Raw genomic sequence first — 25,430 nt, 5'->3', positions numbered from 1 at the left:
CGTGTAAACCTTCTTCTCCATGGAGTTCGTATAAGCGTAACCAGTATTGAAATTGTGCCTTTGTAATATGCATCTGTTTTGCATATTCTGCTTGAGAAATTATTTTCGGATAAATCCTTGAACGAGCGTTAACTTTAAATCCTTCGTAAATTTTGTCATACAAAAAACTGCACCTCCAATTGTTAGACTGTGTCTAACAATTGGAGGTGCAGTTCATAGTATTGGCTTTTTCTCACGAGAAATTATCTTTTTATATTGTACCGATCTAATACTTTTTCTAACATTTCTAAAGTTATTGGTTGTGCTTCTTTTATTAATTGATAACCAATACGACCATTCGGTTCCGCTGTAACTTGCTGTAAACTCTTTACGTCATGAATCCCTTTTTCTCTTAATTGCATATAAAGTTGTTGTTCCGACATTTTTGCCTGCATCAAATTCTCTTTTACAATCTCTCCGTTTTCAACAATTATAATGCTACTTCCATTTAAAAATTGTTCCACCTTCCTTAATTTCAATTCAAAGAAATGAATGATAAGTAATATGCTTGCAAATATGATAGCCGCGAATATAGATGGGACTACTTTTCTACTTAATACAGGTTCTACAATAATACGGCCAATTGATACAACTATAATGATTTCAGCTCTTGTCATTTGGCTGACAGATGTACTACCTGTCATTTTCAAAACAATTATTCCAGTAAAAGTTAATATAATACTTTCCCAAATTATATTCATAATAACCCAATCCTTTAATGGTGTATTTTACTATCATTCCCATTAAAGGTGTGTTTTACTTACCTATTAAGTTGTTAAATCCTTCAGACCATGATGGAAATAAAGGTATCCAACCATACTCTTTACGTGCTTTATTATTGGAAGCTCCTCTTTCCCAACTATTTTTCCCATCTTGAACTTTAGGCTTAGGTGCCCCTATCGCTGCTGCATATATTGGTAACCATTCTTTACTAGTTGCTGGATAATTATCTACAATATTTACGATTCCTGAAGGCCAATTAAGGGATAGCATAGTAGCTCTTGCAGCATCTTCGACATGTATAAACGAGATTATCCCGTCTGATGCAATAATCTCATTATTACGAACTTGATTTGCTATTAATCCGTTTTCCGCATACCATGTTCCTGGTCCGTATAATGTGCCATAACGAAGTATTACCGATTCAGGTAATTCAGTAACAGCTTCTTCTAATTTCAATATGCCATTAACAGTGACTTGTCGAGGCATGGAAGCAGTAATATGTAGTGAATCTTTTTCAGTCGCAAATGTATCCCCTGGTTCATACGCCCATGAAATACTTTGAGCGATTATTTTCTGTACCCCTACATTTTTAGCTGCATCGACAAGGTTACGAGTGCCTTTTGTTCTAATTTTTGCATTATCCTCAAAATCCCATGAAGATAATGACGTTAATTGATGAATAACTACATCGGGATTTGTTTCTTCTAATACAGAAAATACAGCCTTTCTATTAAATACATCAGCTATTACTGGTATGGCACCAACCTTTTTCATTGCTTCTACTTGCGAAGTATTACGGATCATCGCAAAAACTGTATGCCCATTTTTTATTAACATTGGCAATAAAGAACGTCCTATTACACCCGTTGCACCTGCTACAAATATTTTCATATATGTTCCTCCTCATTTAGTAATCATAAATGTGACGAAACATTTGTAAGGTATGTGACAAATATTTTCTCATTTTTTTCGTTATTCATATGAAACATATACTTTTAATGGTTTAATTATCCCTAAACTCAATTCATCAAAGCATTGTATGAGTGAAGTATAATGTATTTCATGTTGAAAGATCTCTTCTATAAATGGTGTTTTTCCTATTTCTTCAAAAAACCAATCTGCATGCTTTTGATAATCGTATCCATCACTTGATCCAATGATTTGCAATTCTTTCTGATAAAAGTTAGCAGTTAATGTTAGTTCTTCTATATTGCCATCAGACAGTATACATATTTCACCATTAGTTTTAAGAGCTTTTTGCAAAGTATGGAACCCACTATTTGTAGCAGAACATTCGAAACCATAATCATATGTTTCTATTATTTTCTCTTCTGAATCATATATGTTTTTCGTACCAAACTTCTTTGCAAAATCTCTTCTATTTTTATTAGGCTCAACAACATCCACGTGCTCAATGCCTACATAGTATTTTAAGAAATAACAAGCGAGTAAACCAATAACTCCCATTCCAATTATAAGTACTTTTTCATCCTGTCGCGGGTTTAGTTTCAATACTCCTTTAGCGGCATCACATGAAAGAATAGATAATAAAGCAATTTTAGGTTGTATAGAACTAGGCACTCGAATTACTTTATGCGCCTTAACTATCCCTATCGTTTCATGTCCATAAAAAGAAACTACTTTATCACCTACGTTTACATGTGTTACTTGATTACCAACTTCAATCACTTCACCATAACTTTCATATCCAGTTTTTCTTGGATAAAAAGGATGCGGATCTGTAACATCGGATCCATTATACTGTGGTAACTCGGCCCCAATGCTTATCGATCCTGCGATTGTTTTAACGATAATTTCATCGTCCTGTATGTCCTTAATTTCATTTGTTTCCCACTCAAGTTGTTTAGGCCCTTTTACAATTAACTTATATTGTTCCATTTATATCCTCTCTTTTTATAAAGATGTTATAAGTAATATTGTTATCCATCTAAATTTCGACTAAATTTATTTACCTAATAGATGATAAATTACTCTTGCCCACGTTTATACCTTTAATGCTCCTGTACCTTTCTGTTCAGCGTCTAATACTTCAAGATTACTATTCTGATAACATTTTAAGAAAAGTCGTTGCCGCCCAAATGAAATACGCAAGTTGCGTCACGATATACATCGTAATTTCAAAACCTGTAAGCTTTCTTTTCCTTTTTATTTTCTTTAAATATCTATAAAAACAAAATGAACATAAGATCAGTAAAACAATAGACATTTGATATAGATTATCCACTAAAAGAACTGCCATTTATTTCATCACCTTTCCAATAGAAAGCGGGCTATAGTTCAAGCATACCATAAAAAAGGAATTAATTACCATGTAGTCCAGAGCAAATATTACCAAATTAAAACCAGTCACCTTTTTGAATTTATTCAATACAATGTTATGTAATCGACTACACACGATATAATAGGAGATTACTTTCTTTCACTGCAAATGCTTAGGAGGAAGTTGTACATGCAATTGATTCATAACATAAGAAAGGCATTTAATAACCTATGTAACTACGATACGTTCAATTTAATACACACTATTCAATCATTAAATATTTCACTTCATAAAATAGCTCTTATTACTTCACCAGTTAATCTTGAATACGGAAGGAACGTTATCTATCAGTCTGAATTCGTAGAGATTTTAGTATTAAATTTCCCCAGCAAAGCAAAGACCTTTGTGCACGATCATGGAATATCTGTAGGATGTATACTAATAGTCAATGGTACGTTACAAAATATAACGTACGAAAATAATAGCGAGCGGATTGAAGAGTTTACAGAGGGAAATATTTTCACAGTAAAAAAAGATACTGTGCATAAAATGTATAATGCTACAGATTCAGCAGTAATAACTTTCCACGTATATTCCCCACCATTAAAAGATGTCCAAATATATGAATAGTCTTTAGAAGGAGGAAATATGCAAAATTTGAAAGATTACTATATAAAGAGCTTACAAGATGGTCGTAACGTTTGGCTCTATGGACAAAAAGTAGATGTAACTACAGACAAACATTTTGCAGGAACATTAAGTACCATTTCTAATTTATTTACATTGTTTGATGATCCAATACGAAGAGATTCTGTTGGATATGTTAGTCCAAAAACGAAAGAATTTGTCCATACAGCCTTTTTAGTTCCGAATTCCTATAACGAATTATTAATGAGGAGAATCGCTTTTGAAACGTGGAGTTATGCTACAGACGGTGTAATGAGTAGACTATCTGATTACGCAAGATCGAGACTTACTGGCTGGTACGTATCAAAATATTTTTATAAAAAATTCGATGCACAGTTTCCAGATAAAATTACATCTTATTATGAAGAAGCAAGAGATAATCACTTATTCTTAAGCGTAGTTCAACGTGATCCACAAATAAATCGATCTACAGAATCAATGTTGAATACAAACGACTTAGGATTACTAAGAGTTACGAAAAAAACTTCTGATGGAATTTATTTAAGTGGTGCTAAAATGATTGGTACTGCTTCTCCTTATTCAAATGATTTATTAATCTATCCATTAGCAAAACTGACTGATACTCAAAAAGATTTAGCTCACTTTCTCATCGTGACAGCCAATTCCCCTGGATTACATATGGTTTGTAGAGAACCATTTGCGAATACACATTCAATTACAGTTGATTCCCCTCTTAGCTCACAGTACGATGAAATGGATGCACTATTAATCTTTGATAATGTATTTGTACCATGGGAACGAGTCTTACTATATAACAACCCTGAAGCGTTATGGGCAATAAAGTCAGATGTAGCTTCTAGTAGTTTAGCTTATCACCAAGCAATTGTACGATTAGTAGTAAAGCTAGAATTTATAACTGCAATTGCTTGTGAAATTGCTGAAGCGATCGGTGCTACTACTTATTTGCATGTTCAAGAGAAGCTTGGGGAATTAATTATGCAAATCGAAACAATTCGCGCACTTTTAATTGCTGCAGAAGTTGAAGGTACTACAAATGAAACGAAAACTTATTTGCCGAATTTTAAATATATTGAAACTGCAAGGAATCTTGGTTCCAAATATTATCCCCGTGCAATAGAAATTTTACAATTAATTGGAGCAGGTGGGTTCATTCAACTTCCTTCGAGCTCGAATGACTTCCAAAGTCCGATAGCTAATTTATTGAAAAAGCACTTTAAAGGAACGAATATAGATGCCGAACAACGCACAAAATTATTTAAGTTAGCCTGGGATATCATTGGAAGTCCATTAGGATCTAGACACGAATTGTATGAAAGATTTTATGCCGGAGATCCAATACGAAATACAGCTACGCAATATGTAAATTATGATAAAAATCATTTTAAAAAGATGCTAAGTAAATATTTACATTAATGAAAAAGAGCACTCTTTTCTAAGAGCGCTCTTAAAAAACATATAGTTATTCAGTTACATATATAGTTGCTCCGTCCACAACTGCTACTTTTCTCTGTAATGGTTTCATTTTATTCACCTTTAGTTTTCTTCTTACACATGATTCTTATCATATTTTCTCGTATAGACTTCCCCATTCTGAGTAACTAATTTTAATGCAATTTCACCACAAACTCCATGTGGTATTTCAAATTCACCTTGTGCATTTGAAATACTACGCATCTTACTTTCAATTGAATCTTCATAAATTTTCACATTAGTTATAGGTTCGTTATTTTAATCTACGATAATACCTCTTGAATACTTTGCAACTGCTATGCATTAATCCTCTTTTTTATAATATGTAATCACAACAATTGCACCTGCCACTATAGCGCTACATACAAACAAGAGAATGATTTTGCGCCTCACAACGAACCTCCTAATTCAAATTATTCTTTTCTAAACTGAAAATTAAACTGTCTTAATTGCTTGATTTCCTCAATTACTTTACGAATACCTTCTTCAATCTTATCTTCTTTTACATTCGAAACATTTAACTTTAACAGTTTTTCTTTAGGAAAATTCCTCATATAATTCTTATCAATAGTATCGACACTTATTTGCCTGTCACCTAATTTTTGTATAAGTGTTTCTGTAACTGTGTTTTTCTGCATTTCTAAACAAGTGTGTATTCCAAATGTGTTTTGTCTATTATATGTAAATAATGATGGATCTTCATTTTGCACTTTTTCTAATGTTTCTGCTAGTTTTATTGATCTATTATAGTAGGAAGAATTAATTTTACTTTTATGACGTTCAAACATACCGCTCTTTATATAAATTTCTAAAGCCGCTTGAGAAATCATCGGACTATCAATATCTAGTATCTTTTTGTATGTATAGAACGCATTTGCAATGGATGGTGGAATGACCGCAACTCCAACCCGTAAACCTGGAAAAATAATCTTCGAATAACTTTTCAAATATATGACATGACTACAATTATCCAAGCTATATAATGGATCTGCTTTTGAATCAGTTTCTAAATCTGCTAAATAATCATCTTCCACTATAAATACATTGTATCTCTTAGCCAATAGTGTGATTTTTTCTTTCTCATCTTTAGAATAAGACGTTCCAAGCGGATGATGATATCTCGGTATCGTATAGAAGAATTTTATTTTTCCGGTTTGAAATATTTGCTCCAATTCATTCAAATCGATACCTTCATTCGTACGTTTAATACCGATTACAGGAACTTTATTTATTTCTAGATAATCAATATATAGATGATATGTTGGTTGTTCAATTAATACAGTTTCATTTCCATTCGGAAATGGTATAGAAGTTAATATAGCAAGTGCCTGCTGAACACCTGATGTTATAAAAATATTTTCTTCTTTTGTAAAGACTTGATAATTTGCTAGTTGTTTTTGAATAACTGGTATTAAAGATGGTAAGCCTTTCGGCGTTCCATATACAAACAAATCATTTTTATACGTATCAATAGCCTTATTAATACAATGTTGAAAATCTAAATACGGAAAAACATCTGGATCTGGTGCTGAGGAGGCAAAATCAATTATCTCGTTATTTTCTATAGTACTCTTTGATTTTTTAACAACGTAGTATCCACTTTGAGGGACAGAATATATAATGTGACGCTTTTCTAATTCATGAAGCGCACGTATAACTGTTGCCTTATTACATTCATATTGCGTAACGAGTGACCGTATAGACGGTAATTTCTTTCCTTCTCTTATTTCTCCATTTTGAATCATATTTTCTATGTCGTTTAAAATATGTAAATACTTATACATCTTACACCTCCTTCAGTAATTCTATATTTAATTATATCGATTTTTCATTCATATAGCATTCATTCCTCAATTAGTTAATTTTCCGATCATCTATATCGTAAATCCCAATAGCATATGAATCATTTTCAATCCATTTCTTTACTGCTTCTGTTTTAAGTACAACTTCAACTTCTTTTTCTATTTTCTGTCCAAGTTCTCTCGCCCCTACTTCATCATCGCTCATCTTAGTTTTTATATCAATGGTAACAGGTTGATTCTTTTTATAATTTATTTGCTGAATACCAAACCCTTCATATCCATTTTTTCTGAATACGTCATCAAATATATGTCCAAAAACTTGATTCCATCTACTCTCTGCCTTTACAACTTCTCTATTTCTTTGAGTTATATTGATTTTATAAGACGTTACACCTTGTATCACCAATCTTTTATTAATATCATTTTTTATTTCGTTACTATCTTCGCTATCAGCAATCTCTAAATCTAATATTCTTTCTTTTTCATCTCTTATAGCAGCACTAAAAAAAGATTCCTCCTTTACCGCTGCTGTGGCAATATCCATCACTATAGAATCTTCACTTTTAGCATCTTCAATGTCATTCTCACAGGCACATAATAAAGCAAGTGGAAATAAAAATACAAGTAACTTCTTTCCCTTTCTCATGCAGCACCCCTCCATATATTTTCATTTACGATAAACTTTTTACTTTGACATATAAATACCTTCTTTAATTATTAAATTTAACATTATTTCACATTTACCCCACTTAACAAGGGAATTACAATTAATAAATAGAATATCTCTATGAATAAATAAAAAGTGAGGGATATATAATGCAACGTGTAAATACGATTGATATTAGTAATGTACTACAATTGGAAAAAACTCTTTCGACTTTATTAAATAAAATGATTTCTTCAAAACTAGACCTTGAAAATTGGTTAAAAGAGCAGTCAAAAGTAATTTGGGACATCGAAGAACAATTAAGATCACATTACATCGCCTTTCAATGTAATACGGATGATGAAGAAATAAAGGATACTTTTGAACATGATCAACAATTTGTAAAGCCACTTTTAAAGCGATACCAAAATTTATTGGATAATAAATATTTAGAGTCACCTTTTCGAATGGAATTAGATTCTAATGTATATGGTTTATTAGATACAAAAATAAAAAATGCTCAAAAGTTATTTTGTGAGGAAAATATCGAATTAGAAATAAAGGAAGACAAATTAGTCACAGAGTACTTTGAAATCACTGGAGGATTAAGTGGAATTTGGGACGGAGAAGAAAAAACGATAACAGAATTACAATCCTATTTACAAGATTCGAATCGTGACACCCGTAAAAAGGCAAAAACCATTATTTCTGAACAATTTTTATCTGTTGAAAAAGAACTCCAAAACATATTAAATCAATTAATTGAAATTCGCCATCAAAAAGCAAAAAATATTCAACTAGAGAATTATCGTGATTATATGTTCAAAAAATACGAGCGTTTTGATTATTCAGCGATAGATTGCTATGAACTAGCTGAATCCATACGTAAGTATGTTGTGCCTCTTAAAGATAAAATATTGCTAGAGAAAAAAGATAAACTGCAATTGGATACACTTCGCCCGTGGGATGTATCAGCTGTAACTCCAGATCAAAAAGTACTTAAACCTATTGCAAATGAAAATGATTTAATTGAAAAGAGCACTCATATCTTTAATAAACTAGATGTTGAATTTTCAGCACTTTTAAACCGAATGTATAAACACAATTGTCTTGATTTAACAAGCCGCAAAGGAAAAGCAGCTGGTGGCTTTTGTGAGTACTTACCAGCTTCACAATTATCTTATATTTTTATGAACTTAAATTATACACAAGATGATATTGTCACTTTTATACATGAAATGGGTCATAGTATTCATAACGAACTCATAAAACCATTAAAATTACGACAGTATATAGAAATTCCAGCTGAAACAGCTGAGCTAGCCAGTATGACAATGGAGTTATTCTCGCTTAATTATTGGGATACCTTCTATACAGACAAAAAAGATTTAAAACAAGCAAAAATTAACTTCTTTAAAGATGTTATTTCATATTTACCTATTATGCTTATTGTCGATCAATTTCAACACTGGCTGTATGAAAATCCAAGTCATACTTCTGAAGAAAGAAATGAAAAATACTTACAACTTCAAAAACATTATCAGTCTAGCGTCATACATATTGATGGCTACGAAAACTGGATAGCAACGAGTTGGCTACCTGTACTCCATATTTTTGAAGTACCATTTTATTATATTGAATATGCGATCGCCCAACTTGGTGCATTACAAATGTATAAACAATATAAAGAGGATCCTAAGCAAGCGCTAGAAAATTATAAAAAGGCATTATCACTAGGAAGCTCGCAATCTATAAAAGAAGTGTATGATGCAGCCGGTATTCGTTTTGATTTTTCTGGTGAAACAATTAAAGAACTAATGCTATTTGTAGAAAAAGAATTAGAATTACTTGAGCAATTATAAGAAGAAAGCTGCACCTATATTTTTGGTGTAGCTTTCTTCTTTATTTTATTAATCAGCTCTATGTACTGAGTATCTCCATATCCGATTGTTGGAAAAAGATAAAACAACTTTATTAATAATTCACGAGTTGATAAATCTTTATTTTTAGAGATGAATTTCATTACTGCATTATCTTCTGTTAGCATTTCTAAAAATAAGTCTATAGCCTGATACATTACAGGTGGTACCTTATGAGAGGTCTTTTTATGGTTTACTAATACTTCATTGTATATAGAAGAATACTTCCCCAATTCAAGTTCAATTTGATTTACTTTAAATTCATCCTCTCTAAAGCTATTTAAGTATACCTTCCCTTCATAAACAGACTGTTCAAGGTGAGAAAGTATGGTAAGTAGGTTCATTTGACAAAACATATCTTCACCAAACCATAAAACAATACATTTATAATTTTTCGTAAAAAGTTTTTCTAACGGATCTATAACCTTTTTTGTATAACTTTCTACGGAACTGTTATGTCCTTCCGCTCTTGTTTTAATAAAATCCTCATCAAAAACTTGTGTAGTAGCAGGGTTCACACACATTGCCTCATTAAATGGTGCATAATCAGAATCACCCATTAGCTTTTTATTTTTAAATTCTTCATACATAACTTGACCATTTAATATGTTAAGTACCTCTTTATCAAATAGCTCACTCTTCCTATTTCGTAACTGTTCAACCTCTATTTTTCTAGAAATATTCATTTTAAACGCCCCTTCTTTATTTAAATTTAGTTTAACAAATGATTGGATAGGCATTTTGTTAAGTTGATATTCTCTTGGATTCATTCCAAAAACATTTTTACATATTCGATTTAGCCGTTCCTATTTATAGTGCGATAGAATATTCATTTGCTGGAAATGGGAATATCGTTGACTATGAGTATTCTATTACAAAAGCACTATTTGAAGGCTACCAAGAGGAAAATGAGCTACCAAAAGAGATGAAAGACAAGTTTCCGTTATTTATTAAATTAAAGGAGATTTTTGAATATAGCTTAATGCATATGTATTGGGATAAAGAAGAATTAACGGAGGAACAAGTACGGATTATGAACCTTTATAGGATGAAGATCGAAAATAAGAATACCTATATCAATATTTAAGAATGCCGTTGTTTAACTGCAAGGAAACTTTGGTTAAACAACAGCATTTATTAATTAGCTGACAACCTTTTTTATGACTTATAAATACTGATTCAATAATCTTCTCAAATACACTTCATTTTGCGGTGATACTTTTTCAGAAAATCTAGCTGCAATAATTATAGGAGCCCATTGAAAAACTTCATCTCTTGATAAGCCGGTACGACTGCAATATATATGTAAATACATCTCAGCTAATTCTACCGAAGATTGTGAGTACAACAAATATGTTCGAAATACATCTGCGCGAATATCACCTGAACTAGCATCTACCCAATCTATAACTTTCACTTTCTCTTCCTTACTCAAAATCAAATTAAATGGATGAAAATCTCCATGACATAGCCTAAAATCAAATGTAATAAAATCTAATTTTTGTAATATACCCTTCTTTTTGCGTTCATCCAATTTATGCACAGATTTAATTTGACGCTCTAACCTTTCCCTCATTAACTCCATTTCATCTGTATTTACATGTATAGCATGGATCTTTTTTTGCTCATTAACACAAAGGCTGATATAACGCTCTGCCTCATTTAAATTATTAAGCAGAAGATCACCAATGTTGTCCCCTTTTACATGTTCCATAATAATTGCCTGTCTATTTTGTATCTTTTTCACTTCAAATACGTTTGGAACTGGCAACCCACATGAATACGCATATTTTTGTTTTTTTGCTTCATTCATAGACTCTGTATCTGGGAGGTAATCTTTAAATAATTTTACAACCTTATCATCAGTTAAATAAATTTCTGCTGTATTCCCTTTTGCAATTGGATTACCTAAAACCACTTTATTTCCCCCCTTAACATAAATTAGAATAACACCTTATACTTCTCTTTAAATTCACTATAATCCTAGCTAAAACCTTCTTCACGAATATACAAAAAACTTACCGCTTTCCATCCTTAAATAGAAAGCGGTAAGTTTAATTGTTTAGGAATATCCGAATGAAACTCTGATGTATGCACAATTGAAAATGTATATCCTTGCTCAATAAATGATACTTCATTACGTTTACATTCAAATGATACACTATTTTTCTTAAAGTTATTTTGGATTCGCTGTAAAAATGCGACGTCTGGTGTTCCCAAAGAAACGTATACTTTCGGTGATAGAGCTTTCATCGCGATTGGAATCCAAGGTCGCTGCCACCAAGTCGCGACGATATATGCAGTGCCACCTATAACAAAGTTAAAAATATCCCCATCTTCCATCGTTTTCATATTTAGATTTGATTTTAACCATTCCGTAAAAACAGGTACACTCTTAACGGGAAGACCGATTTCCCTTACGTATAAAATGTTTAAAGGTGAATATGGTACTAATACATCTTCTTTAACATAACTATGTGCAATAATTTCGAGTAGATTTCCATCTCCGTCTTTAAAGTATAAATTGAATAGACCTTTCTCTTCACCAATTACATTTCCATTTTGCCATTTCACAATGAGTAATCCAGAGTCGTTTAACCACCTTGCTGTTTCATGGAATTTTGAATATGGGATTTCAAAAGCAAAATGTGCAGGTGCGATTGGTTCATACACTTCTTGAAAACTAATTGTTGTATAAGGTGTTACTTCAAATTGAATGAAGGATGCTGTTTCTTTTTTTATTGGAAAAGATAATATGTCCTTATAAACTTGTTTTACCCCTTCTATGGAAACCGTCTGTAGTTTTATATCTGATATATGTGTAATCACTTTACATTCCCCCTCATTTCTTATTATCTATTCGTATTGTATTACACTTATAAATAGATAAAATCAAACGGAAGGATGGATTTTTCATATAGAAACTACAACTTTAGTATGAATATGTTAGCTCCAATTATTTTTTATTTCCGCTATAACAATTTCTGGTTTATCCCAGTGCAACATGTGGGTAGTATCAGGAATTACTTTTACTATACTGTCCGTTTTCTCTTTAAAAACATTTACTGTCTTATCTCTATAATCCGCCCAAACTTGTGGGACTGTAGCTCGAAGTAATACAATATTAGCCGGTAGCTTCTCATATATATCTATTGTTTCATCTTTATGCATACCTCTTATTATATTACTAGCTGTATTTCCCCTGGCATGCCACCATACTTTATTATCCATTTCGATCCCTAGATCCTTTACAGCAACTTCTAACAATGAAGACCACCTAGTATAAGCTTCTTTTTCACTTTTGAAAAATTTGTCCCAATTATTAAAAACGTATTCATCAAAGTCCTTTTCATAATAAGCAATTTCTTCTTCCAACGTTTCTTCTCGAAGCCTTTTTGTTTGATATCCACCATCAATAAGAATACTTCCTTGTACTTTTTCTGGATGATTTAACAAATAAAATAACGCTACAAAACTTCCCCATGAATGTGATAGAAAATAGAAGTATTTGATTCTCAATTCATTTATTATTTCATTTAACCAATTTGCTAAATTGTGCATCTCATAATCTTCTGTTCTTTCAAATGGGGGTGTTTTACCATGTCCAGGTGCATCAACGGAGATAAATCTATACTCTTCTTTTAATTCCTCAGCAATTTCTATAAAACTTAAACTCGTACTACCTAATTCATGTAAACAAAAGATAACGGGCTTCTCATTATTCCCCCATTCAGTAATATGTACATTTATTTTTTCATTGCTAATATAGTAACGTTTCAAAACATTTATCCTCCATATTTTGATTTTTTAATTTACACTTTATTTATTTCTATTATTTTCAAGTATTTCCTGTATTCTTTTCCACACAAAAAGCTGCTTTTCTTTAAATGAAAAGCAGCTTTTACACTAAAATACATTATAATTTAACAGCAATAATCATAAATCTTTTTGAATTAGTACGAATCCCTTTTTCAGAACTATACGTATCAATGAACTTTTGTAAAATAGTAAAATCCTCTTCCTGTTCTCCGAATCTAGGAATAATAGGGGTATGTTTTAATAAGAAAATGAGATCTTCAGACCTACTGTAATAATCAGTAACATCATATTCACGTACTTGCACGAGATCAAATCCTGCACTAATAAGTTCATTCATATAATTTTCTTTTAAAGTACCATCCCGTTCACCTAAGCATTGTCCTCTACCAAATGCTTCTTTCAGGTTTAATTTATCATGCTCACTTACTTGTTGTGTTAAGAAAAAGGCACCCTTTTTCATTACTTTCGCTAACTCAGATGCCAGAAACGGGGCATGACAACTTGAAGCAATATCAAAATGTGCATGTGGAAATGTTAAAGCTTCAGAACCCATTTGAAGAAACTCAACATTTTGTACACCTGATTTTTTCAAGTTAGAATGTGCCGTTGCAATCATGCCGTTAGAATTATCAATTCCAATCAACAATTTAGCTGATGATGCTATGTTAAGTACATTTTCTCCTCCGCCTGTACCAACATCAAGTAAAATATGTGATGGTTTACACCTTTCTTTTACCTCACTATAAAAGTCCCATGTATCTCCTACAGTTTCACATTTTATTTTGCTAAAATCCCATCCATTTAATCTTCCTACTTTATCATAGAAGCTTTTATACTCTAATTCGTTCATCTTATTACTTCCCCTTTGTAAAAATAAATTAAATATGTATAATAACCTACGACACTCTTTAATTATATATTATAAAATACAAATTATTAAAACAACATTTCCCTTCACACTACAATAAGTTTACATAACATTTTTATGGTTTATCTTTATCTATATATTCTAAATGCCCTCTTCCCCAACTACACATACTATCCAAAACAGTACTGACTGTTTTTCCATGTTCAGTTAAGCTATATTCTACTTTAGGTGGTATTTCTTGATAAATTTCGCGTTTTATTAGTTGATCTTGCTCTAATTCACGTAATTGCTTCGCTAACGTCCCTTGAGATATATCTGGTATCAATCGCTTTAATTCACCAAAACGTTTCATTCCATCTGTTAGCAAAATAAACAAAATGAGTGACTTCCATTTCCCACCGATTATTTGTAATGTTGCTATTACCCCTTTTAACTTCGTTTCTTGTAAATCCATTTTTCTCACCTCTCCTCAGATATCATAAAGTGAAACTTTAATCAGTGGGGGTTTTGTTCATCCCACACTGATTATTAGTTGAACCAATCGGGCTTTTACGGGCAATTGATCTCTTACCTAACTTCCTTGCATTTTCCTAACTTTGAGGTGAGAGTTTTACTGCCCGTTAATGCGGGATAAACCATATTTAGAAATTTTTCCTATTACTTATCCGCATGTATAGCGATTAGTACGAAATTTGCGACTATGTACATATAAAGTGCGTACTTTTCACTTGCTCCCTTTTAGCGAATAATAAAAGCATAGCACAGTTAGTTATATTCTAAATTTTTTATTAAAGGAGTGGCTAAAATATGTCTATTACTACATTAAAAAATAGCCGTATTGTTATCATTGGCGGGAGTTCTGGTATTGGATTAGCAACAGCAACACAAGCAATTAAACAAGGCGCACATGTTATTATTGCCGGACGCTCGGAAGAAAAATTAAAAGTTGCTCGAGAAGTAATAAATAACAATCATCTTCAAACTTATATATTGGATAATCAAAATAAAGAGCAATTACAAAATTTTTTCAAGACAGTTGGGAACTTTGATCATTTATTCACACCGGGAGCCTCTTACACACTTGGACCAATTACCTCTACAGAGGAAATTGCTGAAAGTAGCTTCATCGGAAAGTTTTGGCCTCAATATTATGCCGTAAAATATGCAATTCCTTTTCTTTCAAACTCTGGATCGATTGTGTTAATGTCTGGTGCATTTAGTCAAAGACCACTTAAAGGCGCACCTGCCTATGGAGCTTGCAATGGTGCTATTGAAAGTTTAGGGAAAGCTTTAGCTGTGGAATTAGCTCCTATTAGAGTTAATGTGGTTTCTCCTGGAACAATACAAAGAGAAAATGAACAAAACGAAAATAGACTAGTTGCTTACAAAGCTTATAAATCTCTTTCACTTGTACAACGAGCTGGATATAATGATGAAATTGCACATACTGTCCTATATTTAATGCAAAATAGTTTTACTACGGGTAATGTATTGTTTCCTGATGGAGGATACACATACCATTAATTATTAAAAATTTAATGCCTCCTTGTATTAACTAGTATTAAGGAGGCTATTATTAACTAAAAAAGGGATATATTAATGTAGGATCTTCTTTCAAAAGTTCTGCTAACAACAATAATTGCGGAAAAGGTCATAAGATTAACTCTTTATCCAGCAACCCCTTTTGTTCTCGAATCATTCCGCCTCCTCGCATAAAAACCGCCCTAATTTCTATTCCCTACAATTTTATATAAAATCAATATTATAAAGTAGGATTCAACAACTTCTTACAGAATTCTATATTTAATACATATTGGACGGATTATTTTCAAATTCCTCTATAAAAAAGGGAGGTCATACAATTGTGAAATTTGTACAAGAACGAAGATTAACTGTCAAGACAACTTTTTCAAAAGAATACAAGATTTTTATTTTTGGTTTACTCATTTCACGAATCGGGGATTCACTATATACTTTTGCACTGCCTTGGATTGCCTATCAATTAACTGGTTCAGCTGTAATTATGAGTTCTTTATTTGCTGTTAACGTATTGCCAATCGTTTTATTTGGCCCTTTAGTTGGTGTACTAGTTGATCGATATGATCGAAAAAAGTTACTTTGGATGGCGGATATTACCAATATTATTTTAGTAAGTCTCGTACCAATTTTACATGCATTACATCTATTAGAAGTCTGGCATTTATACGTAATTACTTTTATCTTAGCAGTTATGTCCATGCTTTTTGATGTAACAACAGTTACAGTCATTCCACACATCGCAGGTGCATCATTAACGAAGGCTAATTCTTTATATCAAATGGTTAATCAATTGGCTAGTTTGTTTGGTCCAATCATAGCTGGGCTTTTCATATCTTTTATTGGCGGCTTTCAAGTACTTTGGATTAATGTTCTTTCATTTATTGCTACATTAATTGCTGTGATTATATTACCTTCTATGAAAAACTTAAATAAAAAGAATACTGATAAAAAAACATTGCAAAATGTACTAAATGATTTGTTTGATGGATTTAAATGGCTGAAAAATGATCGGTTAAATATAGCTTTGTCACTTCAAGCAATGGTAGGTAACTTTGGAGCAAGTGCTGTTTTAGGTGTACTTATGTATTATTTATTGTCGACATTAAATCTTACCTCCACACAAAGTGGCTATAATTATACTTTAATAGGAATAGGTGGGCTTTTAGGAAGCTTAATTGCCGTTCCTTTAGAAAAGAAATTTCGACGTGGTGTACTTATTCCTTTACTCCTATTTTTGGGAGCGCTTGGATTAACATTTGCTTTGTGGGGTACATATTGGCTCGCTCCCGGAATTGCTTTCGGAATCGCGATGACATGTAATATCACATGGAATACGATTGTTACATCAATTCGGCAGGAAACTGTTCCATCCAATTTGCAAGGACGTGTTTTAGGTTTTTCTCGTGTACTTACACGATTATCTATGCCATTGGGGGCATTAGTAGGTGGAATTATTTCAGCCTACAATCCTGTATTTATATTTGCTTTAGCTGCTTTTACTAAAATAATTGAAGTATTTATTGCCTTATGTAGTCCGATACGAAAACTGTAAAGAGGAAAAATTATATATTTTGAGATATTCATAAAATAAAAAAGGCATAAAACATGCCTTTTTTATTACTTATTTGTTTATTGGATAACAAACTTCTGTAACCCACTTATTAGGATCCGATTCCATCGCTGGGCTCACATGATAAATATTAAACATCGGGCCTGCTAATTTGTAACCTTCTGTCTCAATCCACTTTGCCGCAGCCTCATTTACAGCTGTCATCTGTTCATAACTTCCATTAACTGTTATAGAAGCTACATTAGTCGATTCCATATTTTTAAATGTAACGTCTTTTGTATTTTCGTGCTTACCTAGAATACTTAGCTGTATTTCTATATCTACATCATTTTCTTTGTATTCACGATCATGGAAAACCGCAATACTATAACTCGGTTGGGCAATACTAATATTTTTCATTTGAATTTCTTGCATTAATACACTCCATAAATCACCTTCGCAATTATACGATGGAATAATCTTTCTAACACTAGCTACAGTTCTTTCTGGAATTTCTTTTATTGAAACATGATAATTCATCTCAACAACATCCTCTCTCATCGTTTTCATTGAGTCTTCGAGGAGACGTAATTGTTTTTGGAGGTTATTCATGTCTTCTTTAATTTGAGCACTACGATTTAAAAATTGCTCTTTTATGCTATCTATATTATCGCATTCTATTATTTCTTTGATGGTAGCAATATTAAACCCCATAGCTTTTAATGTTTGAATTTGATTTACCTTTTTTAATTGGTCAGCTGAATAAAATCGATATCCACTCTGCTCATCGACTTTTACTGGTTGTAATAATTCCACTTTATCGTAGTGTCTCAACATACGTATACTAATGGAAGATAGTTTCGAAAAATCCCCTATTTTAAACATGATTTCCTCCTATAAGTTACATCTACTTTGAAGCTCAACTTCATCATAAACAATGATATTATGTGAGGGTCAACTATTTTTAACGATTTAAATAACAATTTAACATGTTATATTTATATAATTAAAAACCTATATTCCTGTTTTTATAACTACTGCAATTGACAATCCATCACTAGTTATTTTTCTCCAGACATTCATAAACCGCCATCATATCTCGTTTATCCAACTCACGTATGCGATTAAAAATTGGTATTTGTCCAACAGCTTCTGTTAATAAGCTTTCATTCACAACATCACTTACTTTTCCAGTTAACCACGTTTGTACATCCACGCCCTCAACAACTTCTTTTAACCCTTCGTCATTAATACCACTTGCATTACAAGTTACACATGGAATTGTTAGTTTAAAGACACCATCATGTAGATTATCTTCGGTTATCACTTTCTTACCTTTACAAAATGGACATGGATTACTTTTTTTAATTTTATTAATTTGAGTAACTAATTTTTTGTATCCAAACGCTTCGTATACATACGTAAGTTTTTTATATTTACCATTTGTGAAATACTTATCTATAATGGCTTCTCTCGTTTCATAAACATTAGGGAAATCACAAACAGTTACCTGATTATTAACACTAATGGATTCGATATTTCCTTTTATTTCGCTCCAGAATGGTAAGACATTTTGTAACACCATTTCATAGTTTGAAAAGCTTGCTTGTTCTAATTCAAACATTTTCAATGCAACTTGTGCTTTTCTTGGCAATAAAGAAACATCTTCCGTCAATACCATATCGCCACCAACAATAGACTTCAATGTAACAAGTGCCGGTAAATCACCAACTGTTTTCAATACTTTATTAATAGGCTGATTGATTATTTCACGAATATCTACGTTACCAAATTTAAGTGGCTTATGATGATTTAAAACCGTCCCCTCACAAATTGGACATTTCATCATTTTTTTTGAACTCTTAATTTCTTCTTTAATAGGTGCTTTTGAAATAACAATATATCCACCAATAATTGTATTAAATCCTACCCATGTTCTGCGTGTCTTTCCTTTTTTATCATAAAATGATTTTTCAAAATATCCGTACCAAAACGTATGCTTTTCTTCTTCTGACATATCATTATAGCTCTTTGACAAATCGTGACCAATCTCATTTTTTATTTCTTCGAATAGAAATTCTATTTTTTCATGCTGATAAAATTTTAATACCTTCATGATTTCTGGATCGAATAGCCCATCCCAAAATGGAACACTTTTATCTTGAATGGCAATATCTTTATCAAAAACTTCAATTTGAAGACGTCCAGAACAAGATGGACAATGATTGTCCTGTGAATAGAAATCAAAACTTCTCGTATCTTTATTAATTGGATGAGTAGCTACAATATGATTAATTAATCCACCAATCTCATATAAGAAACTATATTGACTATATAAATGTCTTTCAAGATCAATAGCAATAACAGGTGCGATTGTATCAGATTCATATTCACCATAAATTAACCTAGCCATTGATGATAAACTTTTTAAAATACCGCCCTTATAAACATTTTCGGCATTTTTAAAATAGTTAATATGATTTTCTTCTAAATAGTGAACTCCTTTTTTCTGCTTAAGCATTGAAGAGATATTTATTTTCTTTGTGCTATTCACATTACTTTTTTGACGATAGTAATCCTCATGATTAACAACATCCAAATGCTCTACAGATTCATTCTGCCTTTTTCCAAAATCAACTATATAATCAGAGCTTTCTAACATGTAACGATTATGCTCAATCATAATGATAGAAACTGATTCATCTTGCAGAATACCTCTAATACTATCGATAAATTGATTTAAAATATTTTGTGATAAACCTTTTGAAGGCTCATCAAAAATGAATAATGTATGTGGATTTCTAGTGTTTGCAAATAATTCCGAAACTAAATGAACACATTGAAACTCACCTGTCGATAATGTTTGTGTTTTTCTCTCTAATGTTAAATAGCCAAGTCCTAATTTAATTAGTAGGCTCAAACGTTTATAAGCGATATCTTCATTTGGAAGTTCATCAATAATATCCTCAATCGAGCGCTCAAAAATATCATCAATGTCTTCACTATACTTTGTCAGTTTCTTTTTAATATCTAGGAAAGTTGCTACAGTTGATCGACTTGTAATTGATTGATTTCGGTCTTGTCCTACCATAACTAATTTATCTTTTGGATATCGTTTCAAAAAATCTGTAGCTAGACATTCGTTGACAAGTGTAGATTTCCCACATCCTGATTCTCCTGTAACTGTTACAAGCCTGTTTTTAGGAATTTGAAACTCCTCCATTTGGATATTACGGCAATATAAATCATAGAATGTATAAAATTCTGTTGGTATTTCTTTATTTCGATCCCACAGTATTGACTTTGGTCTTGGTGATTCTTCCACAATTTTCCCGCCATATTTTCCGCTACCAGGTCCAAAGAACAATTGCTCATCAGATGTATCTAGTACTGTATCTGAATGATCAATAAGCCAAATTTGATTTTTACACCCTAATCGTTTAATCTCTTCTAAAATTTGTAATAAAGTTTCATGATCAAGTCCAACTGAAATCTCATCAATAATAATTACAGCATTTTCACTTACTGCCATGAATTCGGCCAAATAAAGTCGTGTTAACTCTCCACCTGATAACGTACCCATAATTCGATTTAATGTTAAATAACCAATGTTCATATTAATAATATTTTGCAGTATATGCTGTTTTTCTTCACTAATATTTAACTCTTTTGCTAGTGAAAGAATAGATTCAACACTTAAATCATTAATATTTGAAATTGAATGTGGCTTGGCCAACAAATCAATTTCATGTTGTTCAATTTCTTCACTATAACGTTTTCCCTTACATTTTTTACACTCAACATTTTTTGTAGTACCACGGCCTTTACAACCAGTACACCAGCCTAATTGATTATTAAATGAAAAGACCTCTGGAGAAAGATTAAATACTTCAGCAAGTTTTTCCCGAACCTCTGTAAAAACACCAGTATGAGTACCAATCGTTGAACGCGGATTAGACGAAATCGATGATTTTCCTAGAAAAAGTACTAAAGGCATTTCTTCCATCTTAATGGCACTAAAATTTGTTTCCATAATGTTAGGAAATAAATATTGATATTCAGCCTTTGGTAATAAAGAAACTAATCGTTTTTTTGATTCTTCACCAATTGTTTGGCAAAAAGTTGTTTTACCCGATCCAGATAAACCAGCAATTCCAAACGATTTATTAAACGGTATAGTTGCATCTAATTTATTTATGTTATTAGCAATTAATTGATTTACTTTCATATTAACCTCTATTCTTATTTATTCACAAAAGCATTTTTACAATATAATAATTACATAATGAATATTACCTATTATGCAATTATCCTCTCACTTCATGAATCTTATCCTTGTATATTTCAAACCACTGTTGCCATTCATCTTTAGAAAATTCTTTCTCTTCTCCTTCTAAAACGAAAGAAAAAAGATTTAAACAAATATGCCAACCAGCTACATCTCTCGGTGTATGATCTGTTAATTCATGAATGTACTCTTTAAGAAGTAAAAGAGTACCATTTTCCTCATTATGTATTTCAAATCTGACACGGTCTTTATCCCAAGTAAATTCAAGTACTGAGTTTAGTTGACACTCTAAAATATCAATATTTATGAATGAACCGTCCATCATGTCGAACTTTATTATTCCAGCAGTTTTAAGGCTTTCAATCTGTAAATTGGGCATCCATTTTTTCAGCTTACTGTTTTCTGTTAATACAGACCAAACTTCTTCTGCCGTATATGGAAATTGGCGTTCAAATTTTACAATATATCCATCAGTTAGTTTCCTAATTTCAGCTATCATTTTGATTGTCTCCTTATATAGAACATATGTTCCCATTTCATTTTACACGAATATAAATATAAAATAAATATTTATGTCAACGAAGTGTTAATTTAAAGTGAATGGTGCTGAGAAAAACTTAAATATTTTCTAAATCGAATTATATAATATTGAAAATTAAATATAGATTTATGTACAAATAAAAAAGCCGCATTTGCGACTTATGAAATCATAGGATTAACTCCTTTTTTTGTTGAATGATTAGCGCTTAATCGCATCGACAATTAGCGATGGAAAACCAAGTTTATCGCCTTTATTTCTAGAATCATACCTTTTCGAACGGAAAATAACACCGTCGTTTGCATCCCATTCGTTGTAATAAAACCGACCATTTTCATCACAATATTCAAGTAAAACTACCTCGAATCCAGCAGTTTCAAACATTTTCGTTAATGTTATATAATTATGAACGATTTTATGACTTGCTGCTGGATGATCTTTCGGACCGGGGCCCCCTATTTGAACTATATTTTGATATGCCTCATCCTGAAAGAATGCATCAGGGACTCCGCACCGAATATGACCAGATGGTTTTAAAAATTCATAACAAATTTCAGCTGCTCTTACACCTTCTTCAAAAGTAAGGTGTTCCCATACATGCTCAGCTAAAATAGCTGAAATAGAGTTGTATTCAAATCTTTCTTCCCACGTAGCTTTATCTAGTAAGTTAAGTTCATCTTCTTGCGTTTGAATCCAACCTGGATTATTATTAAACACTCCAGCTCCGACAACTACTTTAATTTCGTCTTGTTTTATTGCCACCATGTTCACCTCTTAAATATTTTAATTCATTAATATATTCTATGTTTACTATTATCCTTCCTCCTTTAACAAATTTAGTACCATGAGTCCAGTACAATACCGAACTCATGTCCTAAAAACTCTCTAACGTAACAATCTGTCTAACTCTATAAAATTAGTTCATAATATACGATTTTTCTTACAGAAATATAGCACACCAAACATTAGCATAATACCAATTACGTAAAAAATTGTTGTTCCGCTCCCACCAGTATTAGGAATTACCCAATTATTCTTCGCATTTTTCACTGTTATTTTTTGTGTCTTTACTGCTTCTGTAATTTCTATTTCTATTGGATCCCTAAGTAACATATATCCGTTTGGCGCTTTTATTTCTTTTATCGTATATTTTCCAAGTACTAATTGACTGGAAATCACCTTTCCTTTTTCATCCGTTGTTAATCTAGCCACTTCTTTACCCTCTTTATCTAAGACTTGAAATATAGCGCCTTGTAGTTTTAAATTGATATCCTTATCATCAACTTTCTCAATTTCAAATTGTCCAGTCGGATCTGGTAATTTCTTATTTCCTATTTTAATTTCTACTACTGCATCTTTTTCTACTTTTACAGTTATTTTTTCTTTTAATAATTCGTAACCTTTAGGTGCTTCTACTTCCACTAAGGTATAGTTTCCTATTGGTAAGTCTTTTGATACTACTTCTCCTTCTTCATTTGTTACTAGTTCTCCAACTATTTTCCCATTTAAATCTTCAATTTTAAACTTTGCTCCTGCTAGCTTTTTATTTTTATCACTTATGTCTACTTTCACAAGCTTCATTTTCCCCATTGGATCTGGCAATTTCTTATTTCCTATTTTAATTTCTACTACTGCATCTTTTTCTATTTTTACAGTTATGTTATCTTTTAATAATTCGTAACCTTTAGGTGCTTCTTTTTCCACTAAAGTATAATTTCCTATTGGTAAGTCTTTTGATATCGCTTCTCCTTCTTCATTTGTTACTAGTTCTCCAACTATTTTTCCTTTTGAATCTTCTATATGAAACTTTGCCCCTGCTAGCTTTTTATTTTTATCACTTATGTCTACTTTCACTAACTTCATTTTTCCCATTGGATCTGGCAATTTCTTATTTCCTATTTTAATTTCTACTACTGCATCTTTTTCTACTTTTACAGCTATTTTATCTTTTAATAATTCATAGTCTTTTGGCGCTTCTATTTCTACAAGGGTATAGTTTCCTTTTGGTAAGTCTTTTGATATCGCTTCTCCTTCTTTATTTGTTACTAGTTCTCCAACTATTTTTCCTTTTGAATCTTCTATATGAAACTTTGCTCCCACCAATTTTTTATTATCATTATTACTATCAACTTTTTTTATTTTTACTTTTCCAGTACTAGGCTTGTTCCAATGTTGCCAGTTAAATTTGAAATTGTGAAATTCAAATCCACCAGTTTGTTGTACAGCGCCGACAAATGCTTGTCCATTAATCGAGCCGCCTTTTGTTTCTAATACAGCATTTGGGGCAAACACACTCCCAACGACACCATATCCCTCTGTTGTAATTTTTTTCGCATTTGGAAAAACCCAAATCACTTTCCCGTATAGCTCAGTAAACGGGGAATTGGGAGAATATGGTTGTGATGTAGGAATTATATCCGTAGCCCTTCCAATATTGTTCTTGTCATATAGAATAGCCCCATTTTTAAATGTAACCTCTGTTGCATCCGAATACATAACAATAAAATCTTTGTCCTTAGCACTCGGTAAAAATACATCTCTTATATCTAAATTAATTTTCCCTGTCAATTCTGATGAAACATAAATATTAGGATTGTTTATATCTTTTCCGATTCCATGACTCATATTTGGAATTGGGGTATTTGTTTTATATTGACCTGCATTTTTTCTGACTTGGTTCACTATATTGCGAAATTCATTAAATTTCGCGTCAATTTCTAGTTTTTCTTTATAAACGATACGATCATAAGAGGATTGTATGATGCGATTTGGATCACTCTCTTTTGTCATTACGACTATTCCGTTTTGAATGATAAAAGATTCTTCTCTTGATTTCTTAAATTTTCCAGACAATAACAAGGACGGATATCCCTCATCAACCCATTTTTCACCTACTATATTAGATGTTCCCGCTGCAGCACCTACAATTGTATACCCCGATGCATCCATATCACCTTGAACTGCAATTGCTCCTTCAATGTCGCCACCTATTGCTTTATGGTTACCAAAGACAACAGCATTATAGCGCGATATATCACCTAGACCTTCTAAGTTTGTCGTGGATCCATATACTTCTTTTGGTACATATATGACAAAACTTACACTTAACATTAACAAAACAATAAAATGAATACTTACCAGCTTTAATCGTAGCCTCAATTCCTTTGTTCCCACCTTTACCGTATTTTTTCTATAGTCGAATAAATTGAAATTTTTATTAATGATGATTTACTTCAATCCCCTATATACCTTCTTTACTTATCTCTGAATTTACGGTCCC

23 protein-coding genes and 2 pseudogenes are annotated in these 25,430 nt (G+C 31.9%); 6 read left to right on the top strand and 19 right to left on the bottom strand.

Annotated features, from left to right (window positions below; all coding sequences use genetic code 11):
* From ACTFRM_RS30295 to ACTFRM_RS30275, 5 genes and pseudogenes are all read right to left on the bottom strand, one after another.
* Nucleotides 1-159, bottom strand: a pseudogene (locus ACTFRM_RS30295) (helix-turn-helix domain-containing protein); the annotation flags it as partial.
* A gap of 83 nt (nucleotides 160-242) precedes the next feature.
* On the bottom strand, nucleotides 243-740 hold the full coding sequence (locus ACTFRM_RS30290) for a DUF421 domain-containing protein (RefSeq protein ID WP_001021701.1): 498 nt from the start codon (nucleotides 738-740) through the stop codon (nucleotides 243-245).
* Nucleotides 741-795: 55 nt separating this feature from the next.
* Nucleotides 796-1,653, bottom strand: a complete 858-nt coding sequence (locus tag ACTFRM_RS30285) for an NAD-dependent epimerase/dehydratase family protein (protein ID WP_000689433.1) — start codon at nucleotides 1,651-1,653, stop codon at nucleotides 796-798.
* Between the two features lie 81 nt (nucleotides 1,654-1,734).
* Nucleotides 1,735-2,661 (bottom strand): zinc-dependent alcohol dehydrogenase, encoded by a 927-nt coding sequence (locus tag ACTFRM_RS30280; protein ID WP_173601082.1) that lies wholly within the window; start codon nucleotides 2,659-2,661, stop codon nucleotides 1,735-1,737.
* A 160-nt stretch (nucleotides 2,662-2,821) separates the two neighbouring features.
* On the bottom strand, nucleotides 2,822-3,022 hold the full coding sequence (locus ACTFRM_RS30275; RefSeq protein ID WP_173601083.1) for a hypothetical protein: 201 nt from the start codon (nucleotides 3,020-3,022) through the stop codon (nucleotides 2,822-2,824).
* Between the two features lie 210 nt (nucleotides 3,023-3,232).
* Here ACTFRM_RS30275 and ACTFRM_RS30270 point away from each other — a divergent pair, with 210 nt between their 5' ends.
* Nucleotides 3,233-3,673, top strand: coding sequence for a cysteine dioxygenase (locus ACTFRM_RS30270; RefSeq protein ID WP_173601084.1), 441 nt, complete (start codon nucleotides 3,233-3,235; stop codon nucleotides 3,671-3,673).
* Nucleotides 3,674-3,691: 18 nt separating this feature from the next.
* Nucleotides 3,692-5,125 (top strand): 4-hydroxyphenylacetate 3-hydroxylase family protein, encoded by a 1,434-nt coding sequence (locus tag ACTFRM_RS30265; protein WP_173601085.1) that lies wholly within the window; start codon nucleotides 3,692-3,694, stop codon nucleotides 5,123-5,125.
* A 132-nt stretch (nucleotides 5,126-5,257) separates the two neighbouring features.
* Here the strand turns inward: ACTFRM_RS30265 and ACTFRM_RS30260 are convergent.
* The 3 genes and pseudogenes from ACTFRM_RS30260 to ACTFRM_RS30250 form a co-directional block, all read right to left on the bottom strand.
* Nucleotides 5,258-5,482: pseudogene (locus ACTFRM_RS30260) on the bottom strand (hypothetical protein).
* A 113-nt stretch (nucleotides 5,483-5,595) separates the two neighbouring features.
* Nucleotides 5,596-6,966: a PLP-dependent aminotransferase family protein gene (locus tag ACTFRM_RS30255; RefSeq protein WP_440043832.1), complete on the bottom strand. Its 1,371-nt coding sequence runs from the start codon at nucleotides 6,964-6,966 to the stop codon at nucleotides 5,596-5,598.
* A 70-nt stretch (nucleotides 6,967-7,036) separates the two neighbouring features.
* On the bottom strand, nucleotides 7,037-7,630 hold the full coding sequence (locus ACTFRM_RS30250; RefSeq protein ID WP_440043831.1) for a DUF4030 domain-containing protein: 594 nt from the start codon (nucleotides 7,628-7,630) through the stop codon (nucleotides 7,037-7,039).
* Nucleotides 7,631-7,800: 170 nt separating this feature from the next.
* Here ACTFRM_RS30250 and ACTFRM_RS30245 point away from each other — a divergent pair, with 170 nt between their 5' ends.
* Nucleotides 7,801-9,492, top strand: a complete 1,692-nt coding sequence (locus ACTFRM_RS30245) for a M3 family oligoendopeptidase (protein WP_173601087.1) — start codon at nucleotides 7,801-7,803, stop codon at nucleotides 9,490-9,492.
* A gap of 14 nt (nucleotides 9,493-9,506) precedes the next feature.
* Here ACTFRM_RS30245 and ACTFRM_RS30240 read toward each other — a convergent pair whose 3' ends face one another.
* A complete protein-coding gene (locus tag ACTFRM_RS30240; RefSeq protein WP_226368695.1) occupies nucleotides 9,507-10,319 on the bottom strand; it encodes an AraC family transcriptional regulator in 813 nt (270 codons plus the stop codon).
* Here ACTFRM_RS30240 and ACTFRM_RS30235 point away from each other — a divergent pair.
* Nucleotides 10,310-10,636 (top strand): hypothetical protein, encoded by a 327-nt coding sequence (locus ACTFRM_RS30235; RefSeq protein ID WP_002006075.1) that lies wholly within the window; start codon nucleotides 10,310-10,312, stop codon nucleotides 10,634-10,636. The two genes, ACTFRM_RS30240 and ACTFRM_RS30235, sit on opposite strands and share 10 nt — an antisense overlap.
* A 78-nt stretch (nucleotides 10,637-10,714) precedes the next feature.
* Here the strand turns inward: ACTFRM_RS30235 and ACTFRM_RS30230 are convergent, their stop codons facing one another.
* The 5 genes from ACTFRM_RS30230 to ACTFRM_RS30210 form a co-directional block, all read right to left on the bottom strand.
* Entirely contained in the window at nucleotides 10,715-11,467 is a 753-nt protein-coding gene (locus ACTFRM_RS30230; RefSeq protein ID WP_173601088.1) for an aminoglycoside phosphotransferase family protein, read from the bottom strand.
* A gap of 116 nt (nucleotides 11,468-11,583) precedes the next feature.
* On the bottom strand, nucleotides 11,584-12,378 hold the full coding sequence (locus tag ACTFRM_RS30225; protein ID WP_098772228.1) for a VOC family protein: 795 nt from the start codon (nucleotides 12,376-12,378) through the stop codon (nucleotides 11,584-11,586).
* A gap of 117 nt (nucleotides 12,379-12,495) precedes the next feature.
* On the bottom strand, nucleotides 12,496-13,329 hold the full coding sequence (locus ACTFRM_RS30220; protein ID WP_173601089.1) for an alpha/beta fold hydrolase: 834 nt from the start codon (nucleotides 13,327-13,329) through the stop codon (nucleotides 12,496-12,498).
* A gap of 136 nt (nucleotides 13,330-13,465) precedes the next feature.
* The gene (locus tag ACTFRM_RS30215) at nucleotides 13,466-14,218 is read right to left on the bottom strand and encodes a class I SAM-dependent methyltransferase (protein WP_001003869.1); all 753 of its coding nucleotides are present in this window, start codon (nucleotides 14,216-14,218) and stop codon (nucleotides 13,466-13,468) included.
* A 133-nt stretch (nucleotides 14,219-14,351) separates the two neighbouring features.
* A complete protein-coding gene (locus ACTFRM_RS30210; protein WP_000365541.1) occupies nucleotides 14,352-14,690 on the bottom strand; it encodes a winged helix-turn-helix transcriptional regulator in 339 nt (112 codons plus the stop codon).
* A gap of 353 nt (nucleotides 14,691-15,043) precedes the next feature.
* Between ACTFRM_RS30210 and ACTFRM_RS30205 the strand changes: the two genes are divergently transcribed.
* On the top strand, nucleotides 15,044-15,760 hold the full coding sequence (locus ACTFRM_RS30205; protein WP_127063960.1) for an SDR family oxidoreductase: 717 nt from the start codon (nucleotides 15,044-15,046) through the stop codon (nucleotides 15,758-15,760).
* A 340-nt stretch (nucleotides 15,761-16,100) separates the two neighbouring features.
* Nucleotides 16,101-17,327, top strand: coding sequence for an MFS transporter (locus ACTFRM_RS30200; RefSeq protein ID WP_173601090.1), 1,227 nt, complete (start codon nucleotides 16,101-16,103; stop codon nucleotides 17,325-17,327).
* A 69-nt stretch (nucleotides 17,328-17,396) separates the two neighbouring features.
* On the opposite strand, the gene ACTFRM_RS30195 is transcribed toward ACTFRM_RS30200, so the two are convergent.
* The 5 genes from ACTFRM_RS30195 to ACTFRM_RS30175 all read right to left on the bottom strand — a co-directional run bounded on the left by ACTFRM_RS30195 (nucleotide 17,397) and on the right by ACTFRM_RS30175 (nucleotide 25,309).
* Nucleotides 17,397-18,209, bottom strand: a complete 813-nt coding sequence (locus ACTFRM_RS30195) for a MerR family transcriptional regulator (RefSeq protein WP_097987321.1) — start codon at nucleotides 18,207-18,209, stop codon at nucleotides 17,397-17,399.
* Nucleotides 18,210-18,381: 172 nt separating this feature from the next.
* Nucleotides 18,382-21,552, bottom strand: a complete 3,171-nt coding sequence (locus ACTFRM_RS30190; protein ID WP_426867563.1) for an ATP-binding cassette domain-containing protein — start codon at nucleotides 21,550-21,552, stop codon at nucleotides 18,382-18,384.
* Nucleotides 21,553-21,631: 79 nt separating this feature from the next.
* Nucleotides 21,632-22,111: an SRPBCC family protein gene (locus ACTFRM_RS30185; protein WP_000559863.1), complete on the bottom strand. Its 480-nt coding sequence runs from the start codon at nucleotides 22,109-22,111 to the stop codon at nucleotides 21,632-21,634.
* Between the two features lie 240 nt (nucleotides 22,112-22,351).
* Nucleotides 22,352-22,915 carry a class I SAM-dependent methyltransferase gene (locus ACTFRM_RS30180; RefSeq protein WP_000225721.1) on the bottom strand — a complete coding sequence of 188 codons (564 nt, stop codon included), beginning with the start codon at nucleotides 22,913-22,915 and terminating at the stop codon, nucleotides 22,352-22,354.
* Between the two features lie 156 nt (nucleotides 22,916-23,071).
* Nucleotides 23,072-25,309: a SpaA isopeptide-forming pilin-related protein gene (locus ACTFRM_RS30175; RefSeq protein WP_440043830.1), complete on the bottom strand. Its 2,238-nt coding sequence runs from the start codon at nucleotides 25,307-25,309 to the stop codon at nucleotides 23,072-23,074.
* Nucleotides 25,310-25,430: the final 121 nt, after the last annotated feature.

Source organism: Bacillus cereus group sp. MYBK227-1 (genome assembly GCF_051916325.1).
GTDB lineage: Bacteria > Bacillota > Bacilli > Bacillales > Bacillaceae_G > Bacillus_A > Bacillus_A cereus.
The sequence above is the reverse complement of the archived record's forward strand: the minus strand, read 5'-3'. Positions and strand labels throughout refer to the sequence as shown.

Bases quoted from the DNA above. Each gene is read 5' to 3' on its own strand.
- ACTFRM_RS30290 (WP_001021701.1), bottom strand. From the start codon at position 740: ATGAATATAATTTGGGAAAGTATTATATTAACTTTTACTGGAATAATT.
- ACTFRM_RS30285 (WP_000689433.1), bottom strand. From the start codon at position 1,653: ATGAAAATATTTGTAGCAGGTGCAACGGGTGTAATAGGACGTTCTTTA.
- ACTFRM_RS30280 (WP_173601082.1), bottom strand. From the start codon at position 2,661: ATGGAACAATATAAGTTAATTGTAAAAGGGCCTAAACAACTTGAGTGG.
- ACTFRM_RS30275 (WP_173601083.1), bottom strand. From the start codon at position 3,022: ATGGCAGTTCTTTTAGTGGATAATCTATATCAAATGTCTATTGTTTTA.
- ACTFRM_RS30270 (WP_173601084.1), top strand. From the start codon at position 3,233: ATGCAATTGATTCATAACATAAGAAAGGCATTTAATAACCTATGTAAC.
- ACTFRM_RS30265 (WP_173601085.1), top strand. From the start codon at position 3,692: ATGCAAAATTTGAAAGATTACTATATAAAGAGCTTACAAGATGGTCGT.
- ACTFRM_RS30255 (WP_440043832.1), bottom strand. From the start codon at position 6,966: ATGTATAAGTATTTACATATTTTAAACGACATAGAAAATATGATTCAA.
- ACTFRM_RS30250 (WP_440043831.1), bottom strand. From the start codon at position 7,630: ATGAGAAAGGGAAAGAAGTTACTTGTATTTTTATTTCCACTTGCTTTA.
- ACTFRM_RS30245 (WP_173601087.1), top strand. From the start codon at position 7,801: ATGCAACGTGTAAATACGATTGATATTAGTAATGTACTACAATTGGAA.
- ACTFRM_RS30240 (WP_226368695.1), bottom strand. From the start codon at position 10,319: ATGAATCCAAGAGAATATCAACTTAACAAAATGCCTATCCAATCATTT.
- ACTFRM_RS30215 (WP_001003869.1), bottom strand. From the start codon at position 14,218: ATGAACGAATTAGAGTATAAAAGCTTCTATGATAAAGTAGGAAGATTA.
- ACTFRM_RS30210 (WP_000365541.1), bottom strand. From the start codon at position 14,690: ATGGATTTACAAGAAACGAAGTTAAAAGGGGTAATAGCAACATTACAA.
- ACTFRM_RS30205 (WP_127063960.1), top strand. From the start codon at position 15,044: ATGTCTATTACTACATTAAAAAATAGCCGTATTGTTATCATTGGCGGG.
- ACTFRM_RS30195 (WP_097987321.1), bottom strand. From the start codon at position 18,209: ATGTTTAAAATAGGGGATTTTTCGAAACTATCTTCCATTAGTATACGT.
- ACTFRM_RS30190 (WP_426867563.1), bottom strand. From the start codon at position 21,552: ATGAAAGTAAATCAATTAATTGCTAATAACATAAATAAATTAGATGCA.
- ACTFRM_RS30185 (WP_000559863.1), bottom strand. From the start codon at position 22,111: ATGATAGCTGAAATTAGGAAACTAACTGATGGATATATTGTAAAATTT.
- ACTFRM_RS30180 (WP_000225721.1), bottom strand. From the start codon at position 22,915: ATGGTGGCAATAAAACAAGACGAAATTAAAGTAGTTGTCGGAGCTGGA.